Origin of the sequence: Rhizobium sp. AC27/96 (assembly GCF_001692325.1) — a bacterium.
In the GTDB taxonomy this organism is placed as follows: domain Bacteria; phylum Pseudomonadota; class Alphaproteobacteria; order Rhizobiales; family Rhizobiaceae; genus Rhizobium.
Window position 1 is genome coordinate 283,279 of the sequence record NZ_LXKN01000032.1, and the last position, 18,578, is coordinate 301,856.

18 protein-coding genes are annotated in these 18,578 nt (G+C 60.8%); 12 read left to right on the forward strand and 6 right to left on the reverse strand.

What is annotated here, in order from left to right; genetic code table 11:
- The first annotated feature begins 56 nt into the window (after positions 1-56).
- The 8 genes from A6U86_RS22980 to A6U86_RS23015 all read left to right on the forward strand — a co-directional run bounded on the left by A6U86_RS22980 (position 57) and on the right by A6U86_RS23015 (position 8,783).
- Positions 57-1,886, forward strand: a complete 1,830-nt coding sequence (locus A6U86_RS22980; RefSeq protein WP_068395564.1) for a methyl-accepting chemotaxis protein — start codon at positions 57-59, stop codon at positions 1,884-1,886.
- Complete coding sequence (locus A6U86_RS22985) at positions 1,887-2,390, forward strand: chemotaxis protein CheW (protein ID WP_068395566.1); 504 nt, start codon at positions 1,887-1,889, stop codon at positions 2,388-2,390.
- A gap of 12 nt (positions 2,391-2,402) precedes the next feature.
- Positions 2,403-3,254 (forward strand): protein-glutamate O-methyltransferase CheR, encoded by an 852-nt coding sequence (locus A6U86_RS22990; RefSeq protein WP_083196945.1) that lies wholly within the window; start codon positions 2,403-2,405, stop codon positions 3,252-3,254.
- Positions 3,255-3,259: 5 nt separating this feature from the next.
- On the forward strand, positions 3,260-4,342 hold the full coding sequence (locus A6U86_RS22995; protein ID WP_068395570.1) for a chemotaxis response regulator protein-glutamate methylesterase: 1,083 nt from the start codon (positions 3,260-3,262) through the stop codon (positions 4,340-4,342).
- A 142-nt stretch (positions 4,343-4,484) separates the two neighbouring features.
- Positions 4,485-5,204 carry a ParA family protein gene (locus A6U86_RS23000; protein WP_068395572.1) on the forward strand — a complete coding sequence of 240 codons (720 nt, stop codon included), beginning with the start codon at positions 4,485-4,487 and terminating at the stop codon, positions 5,202-5,204.
- Positions 5,205-5,334: 130 nt separating this feature from the next.
- On the forward strand, positions 5,335-6,063 hold the full coding sequence (locus A6U86_RS23005) for an SDR family oxidoreductase (RefSeq protein ID WP_068396078.1): 729 nt from the start codon (positions 5,335-5,337) through the stop codon (positions 6,061-6,063).
- A 3-nt stretch (positions 6,064-6,066) separates the two neighbouring features.
- Positions 6,067-7,764, forward strand: a complete 1,698-nt coding sequence (locus A6U86_RS23010; RefSeq protein ID WP_068395573.1) for a GMC family oxidoreductase — start codon at positions 6,067-6,069, stop codon at positions 7,762-7,764.
- 125 nt (positions 7,765-7,889) lie between these two features.
- Positions 7,890-8,783, forward strand: a complete 894-nt coding sequence (locus A6U86_RS23015; protein WP_068395575.1) for a hypothetical protein — start codon at positions 7,890-7,892, stop codon at positions 8,781-8,783.
- Between the two features lie 10 nt (positions 8,784-8,793).
- Here A6U86_RS23015 and A6U86_RS23020 read toward each other — a convergent pair whose 3' ends face one another.
- The 3 genes from A6U86_RS23020 to A6U86_RS23030 form a co-directional block, all read right to left on the reverse strand.
- Positions 8,794-9,564, reverse strand: coding sequence for an SDR family oxidoreductase (locus A6U86_RS23020; protein ID WP_068395576.1), 771 nt, complete (start codon positions 9,562-9,564; stop codon positions 8,794-8,796).
- 80 nt (positions 9,565-9,644) lie between these two features.
- Complete coding sequence (locus tag A6U86_RS23025) at positions 9,645-10,487, reverse strand: alpha/beta fold hydrolase (protein ID WP_068395578.1); 843 nt, start codon at positions 10,485-10,487, stop codon at positions 9,645-9,647.
- A gap of 57 nt (positions 10,488-10,544) precedes the next feature.
- Positions 10,545-11,255, reverse strand: a complete 711-nt coding sequence (locus A6U86_RS23030) for an alpha/beta fold hydrolase (protein ID WP_068395580.1) — start codon at positions 11,253-11,255, stop codon at positions 10,545-10,547.
- 165 nt (positions 11,256-11,420) lie between these two features.
- Between A6U86_RS23030 and A6U86_RS23035 the strand changes: the two genes are divergently transcribed.
- Complete coding sequence (locus tag A6U86_RS23035) at positions 11,421-12,035, forward strand: ABATE domain-containing protein (RefSeq protein WP_068395582.1); 615 nt, start codon at positions 11,421-11,423, stop codon at positions 12,033-12,035.
- Positions 12,036-12,146: 111 nt separating this feature from the next.
- On the opposite strand, the gene A6U86_RS23040 is transcribed toward A6U86_RS23035, so the two are convergent.
- Together A6U86_RS23040 and A6U86_RS23045 are read right to left on the reverse strand one after the other, a co-directional pair.
- Positions 12,147-13,304, reverse strand: a complete 1,158-nt coding sequence (locus A6U86_RS23040; RefSeq protein ID WP_068395584.1) for a patatin-like phospholipase family protein — start codon at positions 13,302-13,304, stop codon at positions 12,147-12,149.
- Between the two features lie 34 nt (positions 13,305-13,338).
- Positions 13,339-14,085 (reverse strand): acetoacetate decarboxylase, encoded by a 747-nt coding sequence (locus A6U86_RS23045; protein WP_068395586.1) that lies wholly within the window; start codon positions 14,083-14,085, stop codon positions 13,339-13,341.
- A 208-nt stretch (positions 14,086-14,293) separates the two neighbouring features.
- Between A6U86_RS23045 and A6U86_RS23050 the strand changes: the two genes are divergently transcribed.
- Positions 14,294-15,082, forward strand: coding sequence for a 3-hydroxybutyrate dehydrogenase (locus A6U86_RS23050; RefSeq protein WP_068395588.1), 789 nt, complete (start codon positions 14,294-14,296; stop codon positions 15,080-15,082).
- A 96-nt stretch (positions 15,083-15,178) separates the two neighbouring features.
- A complete protein-coding gene (gene ppk2, locus A6U86_RS23055) occupies positions 15,179-16,093 on the forward strand; it encodes a polyphosphate kinase 2 (protein ID WP_068396083.1) in 915 nt (304 codons plus the stop codon).
- A 61-nt stretch (positions 16,094-16,154) separates the two neighbouring features.
- Here the strand turns inward: ppk2 and A6U86_RS23060 are convergent, their stop codons facing one another.
- A complete protein-coding gene (locus A6U86_RS23060) occupies positions 16,155-16,934 on the reverse strand; it encodes a class I SAM-dependent methyltransferase (protein ID WP_068396086.1) in 780 nt (259 codons plus the stop codon).
- Positions 16,935-17,279: 345 nt separating this feature from the next.
- On the opposite strand from A6U86_RS23060, the gene A6U86_RS23065 reads away from it, so the two are divergent.
- Complete coding sequence (locus tag A6U86_RS23065; RefSeq protein WP_068395590.1) at positions 17,280-18,563, forward strand: cystathionine gamma-synthase family protein; 1,284 nt, start codon at positions 17,280-17,282, stop codon at positions 18,561-18,563.
- The last annotated feature ends 15 nt before the right edge of the window (positions 18,564-18,578 follow it).

The window sequence follows — 18,578 nt, forward strand, 5'->3', positions numbered from 1 at the left end:
CTCCCCGTCTGACTTTTCGACCTTCAAATCTCTCCATTTTCAGGAGCACTTCAGAGATGCGCTTTACTATCAAACTTAAATTGGCCCTCGCCTTCGGCTTTCTTATCCTGCTGTCGACGGGCATGTCCGTCCTCGCCATCGTGAGCTTGTCTTCCCTTAATTCCGCCATTACCGATATCGTCCAGGGACCGGCGACCAACCTTCGCAATTCCGGCGATCTTTCCAGCGCCGTGCTGGATGCGATCCGCAATGAAAAGAACGCCATCCTCAATACCGATCCGCAGGCGATCGGGGGTTACATCGACGCCGTTCACGAGAAAGAAGCGGCGATCGAACAGCTCGTCCAGAAGCTGTCGCAGGACCCGGCAATCTCGGATAGGGTTGTCGAGTTTTCCAAGCAGTACCCGGCCTGGAAGCAGATCGACGACCAGATCCTGAAGCTGGCGACGGAAAATACCGATGAAAGCAACCGCAAGGCTGCGGCACTCTCCATGGGTGACGGACGCAAGGCAAGCGATCTGCTCCAGGATGCCCTTGAGACCGTCAACAAGGCAATTCTTGAAGACCTGCACCAAACCGATCTTTCGACCAACGACCAGTATGCCTTCGCGCGAAATCTCCTGCTGACCTCGCTGGCTGTCATGTTCGTGCTCTCGACTATCATCGCCACATGGATTGCGCTCGGCATCAACCGCGGCCTCAAGAAGATCCAGGCGGTTGCCGAAGGCGTTGCGATCGGCGATCTCAATCAGAATATCGAGATCAAGACCAACGACGAGATCAAGGACCTCGTCAACACCATCAATGTCATGACCGGAAATCTGCGCAACACCGCAACCATTGCCGATCAGATCGCCAATGGCGACCTGACGGTCAAGCCGAAGCCGATGTCGGACAAGGATACGCTCGGCCTTTCGCTGCAGTCGATGGTCGAACGGTTGCGCGGCGTTGTGACCGACGCGCTGTCTGCCTCCGACAACGTCTCGTCTGGCAGCCAGCAGCTATCGGCAGGCTCGGAGCAGCTGTCGCAGGGCGCCACCGAACAGGCCTCCTCGGCCGAAGAAGCCTCTGCCTCCATGGAGGAGATGGCCGCCAACATCAAGCAGAATGCCGACAATGCCGCCCAGACGGAAAAGATTGCCCGTCAGTCCGCCAAGGACGCGGAAGTCAGCGGCCAGGCCGTCGACCGTGCCGTCAACGCCATGCGCACCATCGCCGAGAAGATCTCCATCGTTCAGGAAATCGCGCGCCAGACCGATCTGCTCGCCCTCAACGCCGCAGTGGAAGCAGCCCGTGCTGGCGAACATGGCCGCGGCTTTGCCGTCGTCGCCTCGGAAGTGCGCAAGCTTGCCGAGCGCAGCCAGGCGGCAGCAGCGGAAATCTCCAGCCTCTCGGGCGAGACCGTCACGGTCGCAACCGAAGCCGGCGACATGCTCTCGCGCCTGGTTCCCGATATTCGCAAGACGGCCGAACTGGTGGCCGAAATCTCGGCTGCCTGCCGCGAGCAGGATATCGGTGCCTCGCAGATCAATGAGGCCATCCAGCAACTCGACAAGGTGACGCAGCAGAATGCCGGCGCTTCCGAGGAGATGTCAGCAACCTCGGAAGAGCTTGCCGCGCAGGCCGAGGAATTGCAGGCGTCCATCGCCTTCTTCAAGGTCGAGCAGGCCAATGTCCGCAGGGTCCAGGCCGCCCAGGCACCTGTCCATCATGCGATCAGCCCGGCCAGGGCGAAGCCCGTCGCCAAGGCGGCACCTGCCCGCGCGCCGGCTGCCCGTACCGACAACAGCGTTGCTGCACAGCAGGCCCGCCTCAAGGGCTTCAGCCTAGACATGTCCATGGGCGGACCAGACGCCGATGACAATGATTTCAAGGAGAGCGCGTAAATGGCTGCAACCAGCACCGAAGCTCAATATGTGACGTTCGGCCTCGGCGATGAATGCTTTGCCGTGCCGGTCGTGGTGGTCCGGGAGATTCTGGATCACCAGGATGCCTTCCGCATCCCGCATGGGCCTGACTATCTGCTCGGGCTGCGCGACGTGCGCGGCCAGGGCGTGCCGGTCATCGACCTGCGCCTGCGCCTCGGCATGTCCGGAACGACAAAGACCCCGCATACCCGCATCCTTGTCATCGATGTGCCAATTGCCGACAAGATGCTCACCCTCGGTCTTGTTGCCGATCGTGTCTTCGAGGTTACCTCGTTCCAGCACCAAGCGATCGAAAGCGCCCCCGATATCGGGGTGCGCTGGCCGTCCGAATACATTGCGGGCGTGGTGCGCCGGGAAAGCGGATTCGTCGTCATCATCGACCTCGCCAAGCTCTTCTCGTCATCCGACAAGGTATCGTTGATGGGCGTCGGTCGAAGCGTTTCAGAGTTCGCGGCTGTTTGAGTGAGACATAACGTGCCAGCACAAGATGCGAGAGACTACGGAGACAACGGGCTAAGCCGGCGGAACTTCGACCAGCTTGCCCGCTATATCTACGACTATAGCGGCATCAAGATGCCGCCCGGCAAACGCACCATGCTCGAGGGACGATTGCGGCGACGCCTGAGAGCGACCGGGATCGTCGATCTCGATGATTACTGCGACTTTCTATTCAAGCGCGGCGGCATCGATCGGGAAGCCATTCACCTCATCGACGCCGTCACGACCAACAAGACGGACTTCTTCCGCGAGCCGAAGCATTTCGAGCACATGGAACAATCCGCTCTGCCGGAACTGATCGCGGCCGGCCATAGCCGCCTGCGCGTCTGGAGTGCCGCCTGCTCGGTGGGTGCCGAACCCTACACGATCGCCATGGTCATCGAAGACTATCGCGAGGCTCGTGGCGCGCCGGACTACAGCATTCTTGCCACCGATCTTTCCACCGACGTCCTCAAGGCCGCGCGCCGGGGCGTCTATCCGAGCGGCATGATCGATCCGGTCGACCGGCAGAAGCGCTCGCGCTACGTCATGGAAGCCCGTGATCCCGATCGCGGCGAGGTTCGCATCCATCCGAGACTGCGCGCCAAGATCGGTTTCGGCCGCCTCAACCTGATGGACCGAGCCTATGACATCGGCGACAAGGTCCATATCGTCTTCTGCCGCAACGTGCTGATCTATTTCGACAAGCCGACCCAGGAAAAGGTGCTGTCGAGGCTTTGCGAAAAGCTGGTGACGGGCGGCTTCCTCTATGTCGGCCATTCCGAAACGATCAGCGGGCTCAACCTGCCGGTAAAGCAGGTGGCCAACACCGTTTTCAGAAAGGTCTGAAGCGTATGGCCAGGAAGATCCGCGTGCTCATCGTCGATGACTCCGCCAGTGTCCGCCAGGTCATGACGCAGGTGCTGTCGGCGGATCCGGATATCGAGATCATGGGGGTCGCCTCCGATCCCTTCATGGCGGCAAAGAAGATCCAGGAGGAAATTCCCGACGTCATCACACTCGATGTCGAGATGCCGCGCATGGATGGCATCACCTTCCTGCGCAAGCTGATGGCGCAGCGACCGATCCCCGTGGTCATGTGCTCTTCCCTGACCGAGGCCGGTTCGGAGACACTGATGCAGGCGCTGGAAGCCGGCGCTGTCGACATTATCCTGAAACCCAAGATCGCCGCCGCCGACCACCTGGCCGAGGCCGCCGCGGCGATCCGGGAAACGGTAAAGGGCGCTGCGGCAGCCCGGCTTGGCACATCCCGCCGAAGGGTAATCGTCCCCAGTGAGCCGACGGCCAAGCTGACGGCCGATGTCGTACTTCCCCCGCCGACCGGCCGCGCCATGGCCAAGACCACCGAGATGGTCGTCTGTGTGGGCGCATCCACGGGCGGGACGGAGGCGCTGCGCGAACTGCTCGTGGCGCTGCCGGCCAACACGCCTGGCATGGTTATCGTCCAGCACATGCCGGAAAAATTTACCGCTGCCTTCGCCAAGCGCCTGAACAGCCTCTGCGAAGTCGAAGTCAAGGAAGCCGAACACGGCGATCCCGTCTTGCGCGGCCATGTGCTGATCGCACCCGGAGGCAAGCATATGCTGCTGGAGCGGCAGGGCGCACGCTATGTCGTTGCCATCAAGGAAGGTCCGCTCGTTTCGCGGCACCGGCCCTCCGTCGACGTTCTCTTTCGCTCCGCAGCACGCTCAGCCGCCGGCAATGCCATGGGCGTCATCATGACCGGCATGGGCGACGACGGTGCTCGCGGCATGAAGGAGATGCATGAGCTGGGTGCCTTCACAGTCGCCCAGGACGAGGAGAGCTCCGTCGTCTTCGGCATGCCCAAGGAAGCCATCGCCCATGGCGGTGTCGACCGCACCGTGGCGCTGGATCAGATCGCGCGCGAAATCCTGGCCGCCGACAAGCGGCATTGATGATGCCCAAAGCAGCGTCGGCCCGGTTGCAGCCGCATTCAAAATGGTTTGTTAACCATAAATGCGTAACGATCTCGGCAAGCCATGACAGCCCCTCGCCCACCGCACTGAGTTGCCAAACCGATCAGCCCAGGGAGCCCTCATGGCCGTTCTGACCTTCGCCAATACCAAAGGCGGCGCCGGCAAGACCACCGCCGTCGTCATCGTTGCCTGCGAACTCGCCAGAATGGGCTTTTCCGTCGCTGTTCTGGACGCCGATCCGCAGCTCTGGATTTCCAAATGGTATGAGCGGTTGGGCGACAGGGCACCATCCACGCTTTCAGTCATTCCCTATGTGACGGCCGGCAATCTCGGCCAGCATGCGCGCAAGCTGCGCGATGAGGTCGATTTCCTTCTCATCGATCTGCCCGGCGCGCGCAGCCCGCTTCTCGCGCAGGCGCTCGGCTATTCGAACTATGTGCTCATCCCCGTACAGGGCTCCGCCATGGATGCGGAGGGCGCCACCAACGTCATCGAACTGCTGCAATATCTGGATGATCGCGCCGAGATCCGCATTCCTCACTCTGTCGTGCTGACCCGCGTCAATCCGATGGTGACGACGCGCGCGCTGCAATCGGTGAAGGAGCTGCTGTCCAGCCGGCGCGTGCATGTGCTGTCCACGCCGATCATCGAACGCGCGGCCTATCGCGAAGTCTTCGGCTACGGCCAGACCCTCTATTCGATCGACCCGGAAAGCGTGAGCAATCTCGACAAGGCGCAGCAGAATGCCAAGGCTCTCGCCCAGGAGGTCCTGCGCCGTATCCTGCCGTATAGCGGACGTGCCGATCAGACAAAGCCCGAGGGTCGGAAGCTGTCTGCCTAATGCTCACTTCCCGACCTCGCACAGCATAAAAATTTACGCGAGAAAACATTTTTATTGACGGGCAGAAGAGGCCTTCCTAGGCTGCCCTTCATCGGGGATTTTCCAAGATCCCGCGATGGAGGAGGACATCTTGGGGCAGAAACTTGAAGGCAAGGTGGCGCTGGTCACAGGCGCGAGTTCGGGCATTGGACGTGCCACTGCGCTGGCGCTTGGCGAGCAGGGCGTAAAACTCGCACTCGTCGGGCGCTCCTCCGAAAAGCTGGCGGCGGTGGCAAACAAAGTGGTCGGCGATGCGTTTATCCTGCCGGCAGATCTCAGCGAACCTGAAGCTGTCAGCCAAGTCGTGGATGCGACGATCGCGCGCTTCGGCCGGATCGACATCGTGCTCCCCAATGCCGGCCTCTATATTCCCGGCGACGTCGCCGAAGGCGATCCGGATGCCTGGGACGCACTCATTTCCATCAATGTGAATTCGGTCTTCCGGCTGGCCCGCGCCGTGCTGCCCGGCATGATCGCCCAGGGTGGCGGCCAGATTGTCGTCACCTCCTCGGTTGCCGGACATCAGGCAATCCATTGGGAGCCGGTCTATTCGGCCTCGAAACATGCAATTCAGGCCTTCGTGCATGGCCTGCGGCGGCAAACGATGAAGCACAATATCCGCGTCGGCTCCGTGGCGCCCGGCGTCGTGCTCAACGAACTATGGGGCTATACGGACCCGGCCGCCATAGACGCAAAGGTCGCGGCGCGCGAAGGCTTGCGCTCGGAAGACGTTGCCGATGCTGTGCTCTACATGCTGACGCGGCCGGCCAACGTCACCATTCGCGATCTCGTCATCCTGCCGCAAACACAGGACATCTGAGCCTTGGCCGCATTCGACTACATCATTGTCGGCGGCGGAGCCGCAGGCTGCGTGCTCGCCAATCGGCTGAGCGAAGATCCCACCACGCGCGTCTGCCTTGTCGAAGCCGGATCGGACCGCAATGCTCGCAAGGCCATCGTGCGCATTCCGCTTGCCATGGTCACCTTCATGGCGCCGGCGCTCGCCTTTCTCGGTGGCCCGAAACTCATGTCTTGGTTCGAGACCGAACCTGAGCCAGGCCTGCAGGGCCGCTCCATGGCCCTGCCACGCGGCAAGGGCACGGGAGGCTCCACCAACGTCAACGGACAGATCTTCATCCGCGGCCAGCGCGAGGATTTCGACCATTGGCGCGATCTCGGCAATCCCGGCTGGGGCTACGACGATCTGCTGCCCTATTTCCGCAAGCTGGAGCGTTTCGAGATCCTGGCTCAGCCGGGTTCAGCCAAGCACATCCGCTTCGGTGACAGGCTGCTCGAAAGCCAAATCGATCCCGCCTATCACGGCACAAGCGGCCCACTGAACATCGCACCGCTGCGTAGCGTCAATCCGATGGCAGAGGTGTTCCTGGAAGCTGCCCAGCAGGCAGGCCATCCCCTGAATGCCGATTTCAATGGCGCGCGCCAAAACGGCGCCGGGCTTTATACTTTCACGCAGAAGGGCGGCGAGCGGGTTACCGCCGAAGGCGCCTATCTCGACCCCGTGCGCCACCGTCCAAATCTCACCGTCATGAGCGAGGCCGAGGTTACGCGCGTGATGTTCGACGGCCGGAAGGCCACCGGCATCGCCTTCCGACGCGGCGGCCAGCAAGGTACGCTCGACGCTCGCGAAGTCATCCTCTCGGCCGGCTCCTTCGTCTCGCCGCACCTGCTGATGCTGTCGGGCATAGGCAACGCCAGGGACCTTACGCGTCATGGCATCCCGGTGATTGCGGATCTGCCTGGCGTGGGCGAAAACCTGCAGGACCATATCGACGTCACGATCGAATATCACGCCAAATCCATCGCGCCCTATGGCATTTCCTGGCGGGCACTGCCGCGCAACATCGGCCATGTGCTGAACTGGATCTTCAAAAAGCGAGGTCTGTTTTCCTCGACGACGGGCGAAGGCGGCGGCTTTATCTGTACCGATCCGGCAAGCGACCGGCCCGATATCCAGCTTTTCTTCTGCACCGGCAGGGCCAACACGCAGGCGGCATCCGGCTTCACCGGCCACGGCTTTCTCCTGCATGTCTGCCAGCTTCGCCCGGGCAGCATCGGCCGCCTGGCGCTGAGAAGCGGCGACCCCGCCGAGAAGCCGTCGATCCTCTACAACTTCTTTCGCGGTGATAGCACGATGGAGGTGCTTCGCAAGGGCATCAGGCTCGCTCGAAAGATCACTGCACAAGCGCCCTTTGCGCCCCACCTCGATGCCGAGATCGACCCTGGCCCAGACATTGAAAGCGACGGCGCGCTGGATGCCTTCATCCGCGAGCGCGTCGGCACGCTGTTCCACCCCGTTGGCACCTGCGCCATGGGACGCGGCGAGCGGGCGGTGATCGATCCGGCCACCATGCGGGTGCACGGCGTAGAGGGCCTGCGTGTCGTCGATGCCTCGATCATGCCGAGCATCGTCTCGGCCAATACGGTCGCGGCGACCTATTGTCTGGCGGAAAAGGCGGCCGATCTCATACGCGCGACAGACAAGGGACAAACGACGACCTAGGCGAAGGGGTGCCAATCCACTTGCAATGCGAATGGTTGGGGCATCGTGACTTGACATGTACGGCCCAGCCGCAAACATGGCGCGGCTTCGTATTTGCCCATCGTCTAAAACGGATAGACAAGAAAATGCGCCCCATCCTCCTGTTGCCCCTCCTTCTTTCGCTCGCCCCTCTTTCCGCGATGGCCGCCGAGACGCCATGTGCCGACCTCATCGAGGGCAGCGGCGTCATCCAGCACGGGGATGGCTTTGCCGTCTCCGAGTTGCGCGATGGCTGTGCGGTGACGAATGGGGTCTTCAAAACCGGCAGCAGGATCGGCTGGTCTTTCGACCGGGCAGAATTCAAGGGCGACGGCCTTGTTGATTTCGCCAAAAGCATGGGAGCCAAGCCAGCACATGTGCCGGGCTGGGGCCGGTTTTCCATCGAGGGCGCACGTTTTACCCCGCTGACTGACAACGCCTTTGCCAACTACATCAGCTCGGTTCAGCAATGGCCGATGGATGCATCGGGCTCCTTCCGCTTCGACCCGAAGGATGGTTACCTCGACATTCAGAATCTGGAGCTCGTTAATCTGCGCACCGGAAAGGCGGCGCTGTCCGCCGAACTTACACTCCCGAAAGACGCCGATGCGCAAGCCTTGATCCAGAATGGCTCGGCCGGGTTGACGCATCTGCGTTTCCGGCTCGACAATCAGGGCCTGTTCGAGGGCATGGCCATTCCATCACTTGCCGCATTCCTGCAGCAGATGGCGGGATCTGAGGATCCTCAACAGGGTATCGAGCAATTGCGTGGCACTGCCACGATTGCATTACAGGCCCTTCCAGACAGCAAGATCGACGCGGATTCGAAGAAGGCCCTGCTCCGTTTCGTGCAGGATCTGCCGCACCCGACGGGCTTCTTCACCCTCGATCTCACGTTCGACAAGCCCTTGCAGATCGGCTCGCTCGGTCTCGACGCCGCGCAGCTGGCCCAAACCGCTTTGGCGAATGCCAAGATTTCGGTCAGCTACAAGGCGCGCTGAGGCCAGTTCCTCAGATCGACTTCACCTCCCCGCCATCCATGCGCAGGGCCGAGCCGGTCATCCAGCGCGCAGCCGGAGAGACGAGGAAGGCCATCAGTTCGGCAATCTCTTCCGGTTCGCCATAGCGGGCAATGCCTGCTTCCTGCGGGAAGCGGGCCGTTGCCTCCTCGACGGTCATATCGTGCAGAGGTGCCCAATGGTCGAGATAGGATCGGCGGCGGCCGGTCATGACGGGGCCTGGCAGGACGCTGTTGACCTGAACGCCATCGGTGATGCCGCGATCGGAAAAGGCCTTTGCCAAGGCGACAATGGCGGCGTTGATCGTGCCGACTGCTGCATAGGGTGCCTTCGGAAAGAGCGCCGAATTGCCGGACATCAGCACGACCGAACCCTTGGCCTCCTTCAAAGCCGGCCAGGCGGCGATGGTGAGCCTGCGCGCTCCATGCAGCTTCAGCGCCATGCCGTTATCCCATTGCTCATTCGTCATGTCGAAGAGGTCGATCTGCGGCACGGCACCGGCGATATTGAGCAGCGCATCGATCCGGCCGAAGGCGGCAAGCGTCTGATCAACCACCGCCTGCGCGGCCGCCGACTCTGCCAAATCGGCATCGATGACAAGCGTCTTCGCACCGGCCGCCTCGGCGGCCTTGGCCGTGTCAAGCAGATTGGCCTTGTTGCGGGCGACAAGCACAAGCGCAGAAAAATCTCTTGCGAGACGGATGGCGGTAGCCTGGCCGATACCCTGGCTGGCGCCGGTGACGATAGCAACTGAACTGGACATGGGATGCCTCCTGCATCTGAAAGAGCAACGGTCTGCCCATACCCCGCCGACGGAAGCGCCGGCGGGGCAGGAAGACGATATCAGCCAAGGAAATCGCGGATTTCAGCGGCAATTTCTGCCGCATGCGTCTCTAGCGCGAAGTGGCCGGTGTCGAGGAACTTGACGACCGCATCCGGGATATCCCGCCGAAAGGCCTCTGCGCCCGGCGGCAGGAAGAACGGATCATGCTTGCCCCAGACCGCCAGGAAGCGCGGCTTGTGGGTGCGGAAATAGCTCTGGAACGTCGGATAGAGCGCTACGTTGCTCTTGTAGTCACCGAAGAGATCGAGCTGCACCACCTCCGAGCCCGGCCGGGCAAGATAGAAACTATCGAGCGAATAGCCGTCGGGGGAGACTTTGGATGTATCAGGAACGCCGTGCGTGTACTGCCAGGCTATCGAACCCGGCTCCAGGAAAGGCTTCAGCGCATTGCGATTTTCCTCCGACGCATCCCGCCAATAGGCCTGGATCGGATTCCAGCCTTCGCTCAAGCCCTCTTCATAGGCATTGCCGTTTTGCGAGATGATCGCCGTAATCCGTTCAGGGTGCTTGACCGCCAGACGGAAGCCTGTCGGCGCGCCGTAATCGAAGACGTAGACGGCATAGCGATCAAAGCCGACGATCTCGGTGAAGCGGTCGATCGTTGCTGCGATGCTGTCGAATGTGTTGCTGCCCTTCGGCGCATCGGATTGTCCGAAGCCCGGCAGGTCCGGCGCGATGATATGATAGCGATCGGCCAACAGAGGGATGAGATCGCGGAACATGTGGCCGGAGCTCGGGAAGCCGTGCAGCAGCAGAAGCTTTGGCGCGCCCGGCGTACCTGCCTCACGATAGAAGACTTTGACGCCATCGACATTGATGGTGCGGTAGCTGACGTTGGTCATGACAAGGTCCTTTCATTAACCTGTTAATTCGACTTTCAGTGGTTACTCTATCTTCAGTCACACGCCGATCGCAGCAGCCGCTGCTTCGCGGATGAGCTCGACAACTGCCTGCGGTGCCGTCGTCATCGGCGTGTGATCGACCCGGAACGAGCGCTGCTTTGCCTGCATGCGTTCGGCCATGAAGTGCTGGTTGGCAGCGCTGATCATCCGGTCCTCTTCGGCGATCAGGAACCAGGAAGGGCGATCTTTCCAGAGCGGACGCGCCAGAGGAACGGTGATGCAGGCCAGTGAAATCGGACGCTGGGCAGCCGCGAGAACGGCCAGATCTTCATCACCCGCATTCTGCGCATAGGCGGCGGCAAAAGCATAATGAGGCAGATAGATCAACCCGTGCGCATCCGGCGCCAACTTGGGCGCCTGCGGATGAGGTTCGCCGCGATAGAACACGTCTGCGACCGTTTCACCCTCATCCGGCGCAAGCGCAGCGATATAGACCAATGCCTTGATCTTCTCGCTTGCCACGCTGGCGATAACTGCCCCGGCATAGGCATGGCCGACCAGAACCACCGGGCCTGCCACCCGCTCCAAGGCGCGCTCCAGCGCGGCAATATCATCGGCCAGCGAGGTCAATGGCAGCGGGGCAGCCGTCACCGAAAATCCATTAGCCACTAGCGGTGCGATGACTTTCGCCCAGCCCGAGCCGTCTCCCCATGCACCGTGGACGAGGACAATATCGACATTCTCGGAGGACGCCTTCTGTTGTGACATCTGCCTTCTCCCCTTCGCTTGAACTTTAGTAACCTCTCTAAGTGTGTTTATAGGGTTACGTCTAGCACACATAACTTGTCAAGAGCCTTTTGATAGGTTATGCATTGTTCGTGATTTTGAGAGACAGCGCGGCGGCTGCGTTCGGCCGCGGGAACAGGAGCCAGGATGGACAACCACTCTCCCGCAATTTTCGTCGGCGACGCGATGGGGCTGGATTTCCTGAATTCGGTGGCCACACCCATCGATGCGCCGATCGACTGGATCGACGATGGCGAAGGATTGCTTCGCTGGCTGGAGCAGGCTGGACTGGTGCCGCCGGAAACGCTGAAGGCCATGCGCGAGCAGGCGCTACCGGGAGAACTCGACAAGGTCGCCGACCAGGCCCGCACCCTGCGTGAATGGTTCAGGAATTTCGTGCGTGAGCATAAAGGCCGGCCGCTGACGCCGGAGGCCCTGGAGGAGCTGGAACCCCTGAACCGGCTGCTGGAACGGGATGAAGGCTTCAACCGCGTTCTGGCCAGAGAGGATGGCGGAGGCCTCGACTTTCAGTCCAGGCGTAAATGGCGCTCGCCCGAGGCCCTACTGCTGCCGATCGGCGAAGCGCTGGGACGCTTCGTCTGTACCGAAGATTTCTCGGATGTGAAAGCCTGCGAGGGCCACGCCTGCACGCTGCTTTTTGTCGACCATACGCGCGGCCATCGCAGGCGTTGGTGCAGCATGGCCATGTGCGGCAACCGCGCCAAGCAGACAGCCCATCGGCTCCGGCTCAAACAGGGATAGCTTGCCGGGCCAGGCGAGCTAATACATTGCGAAAATTATAAAAAAACACGCCGGCGGAGCTAATGCTCAGCCGGCTTTTTTAATATCCTGATCGGTTGCAGCCCCGCCGTTTCAGACCGGATCTTCGCGATGCAGGTCGTGGATGGCGACGGCGTCGTCGCTGAAGGGCGGCAACAGCCATTCGGTATGGCGCAGCGTGCGCTTGGTATCCTCCAGACCCATGTCCCAATGCTCGCGCATCGAGGTGCCGGAGAACTCATAGTCCTTGGCATGACCCTCGTAATTCTTGTGCTGATAGATCAGGTGGACGATGTTGACGACGCCGGAGTTGGAATAATCGGCGATCAGCTCTTCTTCTTCCGGGGTCAGCTGGTCTTTCGGGACGCGCTTCAGCGCGCCGAGCAGTTTCATCTTCAGCCCGTGGATGCGCTTGAAATTGTCGGTATTCTGCCGGGTGCGGCTCGAATACATGATGTCCTTGTGGCGCGACAGCACGTCCGGCATGCTGCGGGGCAGGACACCCCGGGCGCTGAACAGATCGACCTGGAACACCAGAGAGCTGCGATCCTCCTCCTGGTCGAGCAGATATTGCAGCGGCGTGTTGGAGACGATGCCGCCATCCCAGTAATATTCGCCTTCGATGCGGATGGCCGGCAGAGCGGGCGGCAGCGCGCCGCTTGCCATGATGTGTTCCGGCTCGATGCGGATATTGTCGGTGTCGAAATAGACGAAATTGCCGGTCCTGACATTGACCGCGCCGACGCTGAAGCGCTTCTTGCCGTCGTTCAGCACGTCGAAATCGATCACCATCTCCAGCGTCTTTTTCAGCTCGGCTGAATCGTAGAAGCTGGTGGCTCCTTCCGCGCCCGGCAGTTCGAGCCAGGGATTGGGGAAACGCGGCTTGAAGAAGCCGGGCTGGCCCATGGTCATGGTCATCCATGAGCTGGTGCGATTGCGGATGTCGCGGAACACGTCGCCTTCCGGCGTGTAGGCCCAGATCTTGCGGCCGGAAATGATCTGCCAGAACTGCTCAAGGCGCTGCAGGCGGCGGCTCGGCTCATTGCCGGCGATGATCGCGGCATTGACGGCGCCGATGGAGACGCCGGAAAGCCATGTCGGTTCGCATCCCGCGTCGGCCAGCGCCTGGTAGACACCAGCCTGATAGGCGCCAAGCGCGCCACCGCCCTGAAATACCAGGGCGACGCGATCATATTGCGTGGCGATTTCCTGAATGGTCGGCACTGCGGCCTTGGTGTTTCGTTTGAGCACGGTCCGTCTCCAGCAAAAGGAAAATAGGGCTCTGCTACCTGCGCTCGGCAAGGTAGTCATGAACGACTTCGCCAAGCCCAAGCGTCAGATTGGCGGTGAAATGGACAGCCGAAACCACCTCCAGAACCGGCAGCCGCGCGACGTCGGCCATGACATGCGGCCTGAGGTCGAGCGCGGCGGGCGAGGCCCAGGCTTCCTTGATGGTGATGTCGGTCAGGTAGTAGCGCACCAGCTCGCAGATGCGTGGCGTGGCGTCGACATGCGGCACGATCTTGATCAGGAAATTGGGCTCGGAAAGAGCGGCCATCAGCGGTCCCTGGTCGATCTGCCTGTGCTTGTAGCCCATGGTTGCCGTCGCGCAGAGAACGCTGCCATAATGCAGCGTGCCGACGATGACTTCGCCTTCATTGACGATCTTCGGATTGGCGAGCTTCTTCGGGAAGCCCCAGATTTCACGGCCGCCGGTGATCGGCGCATCGTCGTCGAGATACATGGAATGGACATAGCCGCCGGCCTGGCCCCGATATTTGACCGGGATGACCTGCCCCGTCTCGGTGTAATCGCCGAAGCCGGTAGAATCAGGCATGCGGATGAATTCGTATTTCACCAGCGGCTCGTCGATTTCGAGCGGCTCGGGCACGACTGCCTCCAGGGCTTCACGCGTCGTGCGGTAGGTGATGATGATATATTCGCGGTCAAAGAACCGATAGGGTCCCGGGGGATAGGAAGGATTGGTCAGCGGCATTGCATAGGCATGCTTGAGAATGTCTTCGACCTTCATCGTATTTTCCGTCTTTGGAGGAAATAGTCCGGCGCCCGCGGCGAAACTTGCACGGTTGCGTGACAGTGAAGTGTCAAGCCGCCAGCCGACTGCCCCTGAGGCTGGCCAACCGCTGTTATCAAAGCGACATATGACGCTGGCAGTGTGCGCCCATCTCGGCATTTTTCCATTTACTCAACCATGTCATAGAGATTGCGGGAGTAGCATTATGGGTTCGTTGACTTCGAAGAATGCGCTGGTCACCGGTTCGACGAGCGGTATCGGGCTTGCGATCGCGCGCGCCTTTGCCGCCGAGGGCGCGAATGTGACGATCAACGGTCTCGGCGATGCCGATGCGATCGAAAAGGAGCGCGCAGCAATCGAGGCCGATTTCGGTGTGAAATGCCGCTATTCCGGCGCCAACATGATGAACGGCGAGGAAGTGACGTCGATGGTGCGCGAAGCCGAGGAAGCCTTCGGCAGCCTCGACATTCTCGTCAACAATGCCGGCATCCAGTTCGTCGCCCCGATCGAGGAATTCCCCGACGACAAATGGGAAGCGATCATCCGCATCAACCTGCTGGCCGCCTTCTATGCAATCAAGGCCGCTATTCCCGGCATGAAGGCTCGCAAATGGGGCCGCATCATCAACACGTCCTCGGCGCATGCGCTGGTGGCTTCGCCGTTCAAGTCGGCCTATGTTTCCGCCAAGCACGGCATCACCGGCCTCACCAAGACGATCGCGCTTGAAGCTGCGCGGGATGGCGTCACAGTCAATTCCATCGCTCCGGGCTATGTCTGGACCCCGCTCGTCGAAAAGCAGATCCCGGAGACGATGAAGGCACGCAACATGACCGAAGAGCAGGTCAAGCACGACGTACTGCTCGCCGCCCAGCCGACGAAGGAATTCGTGACGGTCGACGAAGTGGCGGCAATCGCCGTGTTTCTATGCGGCGATGCCGCCAAGCAGATCACCGGAACGACGCTTTCCGTCGACGGCGGCTGGACTGCCGAGTAGGATTGCCACTTGAGCCGGCTGCGACCATATGGCCAGGCCGGCTCCTTGCGGTCGAAATATGTCAGCACCAACATGAAAACAGAGCAGGAGCGCGCAATGACCGATGACACTCAGGACCGGCTGAGCCGCATCAAGGACGAGATTGTCGATAGTTTCGACGAAGAACTCGAGCTGCAACTCGAGGAAGACCGGCTGGACGAACTGGTCGCCGAGGGCATGGGAGAAGAAACCGACGCGACGCTCGACCGCAGGGTCTATTTCCGCGAACTCTTTCGTCTCCAGCATGAACTCGTTCGCCTGCAGGACTGGGTGCAATACAAGAAACTCAAGGTCGTCGTGCTGTTCGAAGGCCGCGATTCCGCCGGCAAGGGTGGCGCCATCAAGCGCGTCACCCAGCGCCTCAATCCGCGTGTCTGCCGCGTCGTCGCGCTACCGGCGCCGACGGAGCGCGAGCGTCATCAGTGGTATTTCCAGCGTTATACGGCCCATTTGCCGACTGCCGGTGAAATGGTGCTGTTCGACCGCAGCTGGTACAACCGCGCCGGCGTCGAGCGCGTCATGGGCTTCTGCTCTTCGGAAGAGCTGGAAGAATTTTTCCGCTCCGTGCCGGACTTTGAGCGCATGCTGGTGCGCTCCGGCATTATCCTCATCAAATACTGGTTCTCGATCACCGACGAAGAGCAGGAATTCCGTTTCGGCATGCGCATTCAGGATCCGCTGAAGCAGTGGAAGCTGTCGCCGATGGACCTGCAGAGCCGTGTGCATTGGGAAGAATATACCAAAGCCAAGGAAGAGATGCTGGAACGCACTCATATTCCAGAGGCGCCATGGTGGGTCGTGCATGCCGTCGACAAGAAGAGGGCGCGCCTCAACTGCATCGCGCATCTCCTGACCCAGATCCCCTATGAGAACGTGCCGAAGCCGGAAATCATCCTGCCGGAGCGGATGCGCAACGCCGATTACCACCGTACGCCGGTGCCGCCGGAAATGTACGTGCCGGAAATCTACTGACGAGGAACGATGACGGGTCCGTCTCCGACGGACCCGTCAAAGCCCTAGGGCCGGCTCACGGTCAGCCGGGGCGATAGGCCCATTCGGACAGGGCGCCCATGCCCAGCCGCTGCATGACCTCATAGGCGACCCTCCGGTTAAGCGGATTGTGCAGCCTGATCACCTTTGAGCCGAGAAAATCCAACTCGGCATGCTCGAACGGCTTGAGGTGCAGCGCCCCGCTGACCGCGGCCCGATAGACCTCATGAAATTCCCGCCGGCAGACATAGGTCTTGTACTTCGTCATGCAGAAGGCGGTGAAGGTGTCGCTGTTCCTGCGCAGGAAGTCCGCAACGCCGATCGTCACCTCCGGCCAGGCGGGATTGAACGTATCGTCGAAAGCGATGATGCCGTGATCGGCCAGCACGCTCTTGGCCAGGCGGCTATCGGCAACGATGTGACGAAGCAAATGTCCGCCATCGATGCTGAAAAAGCGGACCTGCCCAACCTTGTCGATGATCGCCTGCGGATCGAGCAGGGTGCTGTCGCCAGCTATGACAAGCTCTTCGTCGACAGGAATGCCAAGCGACCGGCCATTGTCGAGGAAGCGCTGGTATTGCGCGCCGTCCGCTTCGATGTCGAAGAGGTCGATCGCAAGCACATTGTCGTCGGGAGCACTGATTTTGCGCAGCAGGAAATAAGACCGCCCATAATAGACCCCGATCTCGACGAGACCGCCAAACAGTTTCTCTTGCCTCTGCTTCTCGATCAACGACAGGAAGACAAGCGCATCCGGCGGATCGATGTAACCATCGATTTTCTGGAGATCGCTAAACATGAATTTTCGAACGCTTGATTTCAAAATGCAAACCTCACTGGTTTTCATCGCGCACTTCGCCGCCGGACGTCCTCGTCGATAGACGTCCGCCGGGTTGAGAAATGCACCGCTCTGCTGCCCAGACTGCGCGCGCCGAAAGGTGGCGAGCTCTCGGAACCTGGGATGAGACTGTGCCAAGACGAACAGTGGCGGCTAATATTGCGACCTTTCCGTCGTTTTCCGGATAGCCATGCGCAGAGTGGATAATGTCAGCATCTTTCGCCCTTCATATCGACGCCGCTTCATAGACAGTGGCGGGTAGCAAGCCTGTACCCTAAGTGATGTATAATGCGATTCTAAAATTCAATATCATCGGCCGAGGAGACCGCCATGACCGCGCCGCACCCGTCGAAAACCCATATCGGCAATCACGCGCTGCATCCCGAAACGCAAATGCTGAATTACGGCTATGATCCGGAACTCTCGGAGGGTGCGGTCAAGCCTCCTGTTTTCCTGACCTCCACCTTCGTCTTCAAATCGGCAGAGGACGGGCGCGATTTCTTCAACTACATCTCCGGCCGCAACGAGCCGCCGAAGGGCACGGGCGTCGGCCTCGTCTATTCGCGCTTCAACCACCCGAACAGCGAGATCGTCGAGGACCGGCTCGCCGTCTATGAGCGGACGGAAAGCTGCGCGCTGTTTTCCTCCGGCATGTCGGCCATTGCCACGACGCTGCTCGCATTCGTGCGCCCCGGCGATGCGATCCTGCATTCACAGCCGCTCTACGGCGGCACGGAAACGCTGATCGCCAAGACATTCCTCAATCTCGGCGTTTCAGCCGTGAGTTTTGCCGATGGCGTCAGCGACACATCTGTCATGGCGGGTGCCGAGGAAGCGATGGCAAAGGGCCGCGTCTCGGTCATTCTCGTGGAAACGCCTGCCAACCCGACGAACAGCCTGGTCGATATCGCCGTTATCCGCCGCGTGGCCGATGCCATCGGCAAGAAGCAGGGCCATACGCCGATCATAGCCTGCGACAACACGCTGCTGGGTCCGGTCTTCCAGCGCCCGATCGAACATGGCGCCGATATCTCGCTCTATTCGCTAACCAAATATGTCGGCGGCCATTCCGACCTGATCGCCGGTGCGGCACTCGGCTCGAAAGCCGTGATGAAACAGGTGAAGGCGCTACGCGGCGCTATCGGCACGCAGCTCGATCCGCATTCCTGCTGGATGCTCGGCCGTTCGCTCGAAACGCTGCAGATCCGCATGGAGCGGGCAAACAGCAATGCCCGCGCAGTGGCCGATTTCCTGCGCGACCATCCGAAGGTCGAACAGATCCACTATCTCTCCTATGCGGATCCGGCATCGCCGACGGGCCGGACATTCGCCGCCCAGTGCAGCGGCGCAGGCTCCACCTTCTCCTTCGATATCAAGGGCGGCCAGCCGGCATCTTTCAAATTTCTGAACGCACTGCAAATCTTCAAGCTCGCCGTCAGCCTTGGCGGCACGGAATCGCTCGCCTCGCATCCGGCGACGACAACACATTCCGGCGTGCCTATGGACGTACGGCACCGTATCGGCGTCCTGGACTCAACCATTCGCCTGTCGATCGGCATCGAGCATCCCGATGATCTGATCGCCGACCTCGCGTCCGCGCTCGACGCTGCGTAGCAGCCCGGTACGACT

Excerpts from the sequence above, each read along its gene's own strand:
- A6U86_RS23025 (WP_068395578.1), bottom strand. The coding sequence starts at position 10,487 with ATGACCAACGTCAGCTACCGCACCATCAATGTCGATGGCGTCAAAGTC.
- A6U86_RS22995 (WP_068395570.1), top strand. The coding sequence starts at position 3,260 with ATGGCCAGGAAGATCCGCGTGCTCATCGTCGATGACTCCGCCAGTGTC.
- A6U86_RS22980 (WP_068395564.1), top strand. The coding sequence starts at position 57 with ATGCGCTTTACTATCAAACTTAAATTGGCCCTCGCCTTCGGCTTTCTT.
- A6U86_RS23020 (WP_068395576.1), bottom strand. The coding sequence starts at position 9,564 with ATGTCCAGTTCAGTTGCTATCGTCACCGGCGCCAGCCAGGGTATCGGC.
- A6U86_RS22985 (WP_068395566.1), top strand. The coding sequence starts at position 1,887 with ATGGCTGCAACCAGCACCGAAGCTCAATATGTGACGTTCGGCCTCGGC.
- ppk2 (WP_068396083.1), top strand. The coding sequence starts at position 15,179 with ATGACCGATGACACTCAGGACCGGCTGAGCCGCATCAAGGACGAGATT.
- A6U86_RS23015 (WP_068395575.1), top strand. The coding sequence starts at position 7,890 with ATGCGCCCCATCCTCCTGTTGCCCCTCCTTCTTTCGCTCGCCCCTCTT.
- A6U86_RS23000 (WP_068395572.1), top strand. The coding sequence starts at position 4,485 with ATGGCCGTTCTGACCTTCGCCAATACCAAAGGCGGCGCCGGCAAGACC.
- A6U86_RS23065 (WP_068395590.1), top strand. The coding sequence starts at position 17,280 with ATGACCGCGCCGCACCCGTCGAAAACCCATATCGGCAATCACGCGCTG.
- A6U86_RS23035 (WP_068395582.1), top strand. The coding sequence starts at position 11,421 with ATGGACAACCACTCTCCCGCAATTTTCGTCGGCGACGCGATGGGGCTG.
- A6U86_RS23045 (WP_068395586.1), bottom strand. The coding sequence starts at position 14,085 with ATGAAGGTCGAAGACATTCTCAAGCATGCCTATGCAATGCCGCTGACC.
- A6U86_RS23050 (WP_068395588.1), top strand. The coding sequence starts at position 14,294 with ATGGGTTCGTTGACTTCGAAGAATGCGCTGGTCACCGGTTCGACGAGC.
- A6U86_RS23030 (WP_068395580.1), bottom strand. The coding sequence starts at position 11,255 with ATGTCACAACAGAAGGCGTCCTCCGAGAATGTCGATATTGTCCTCGTC.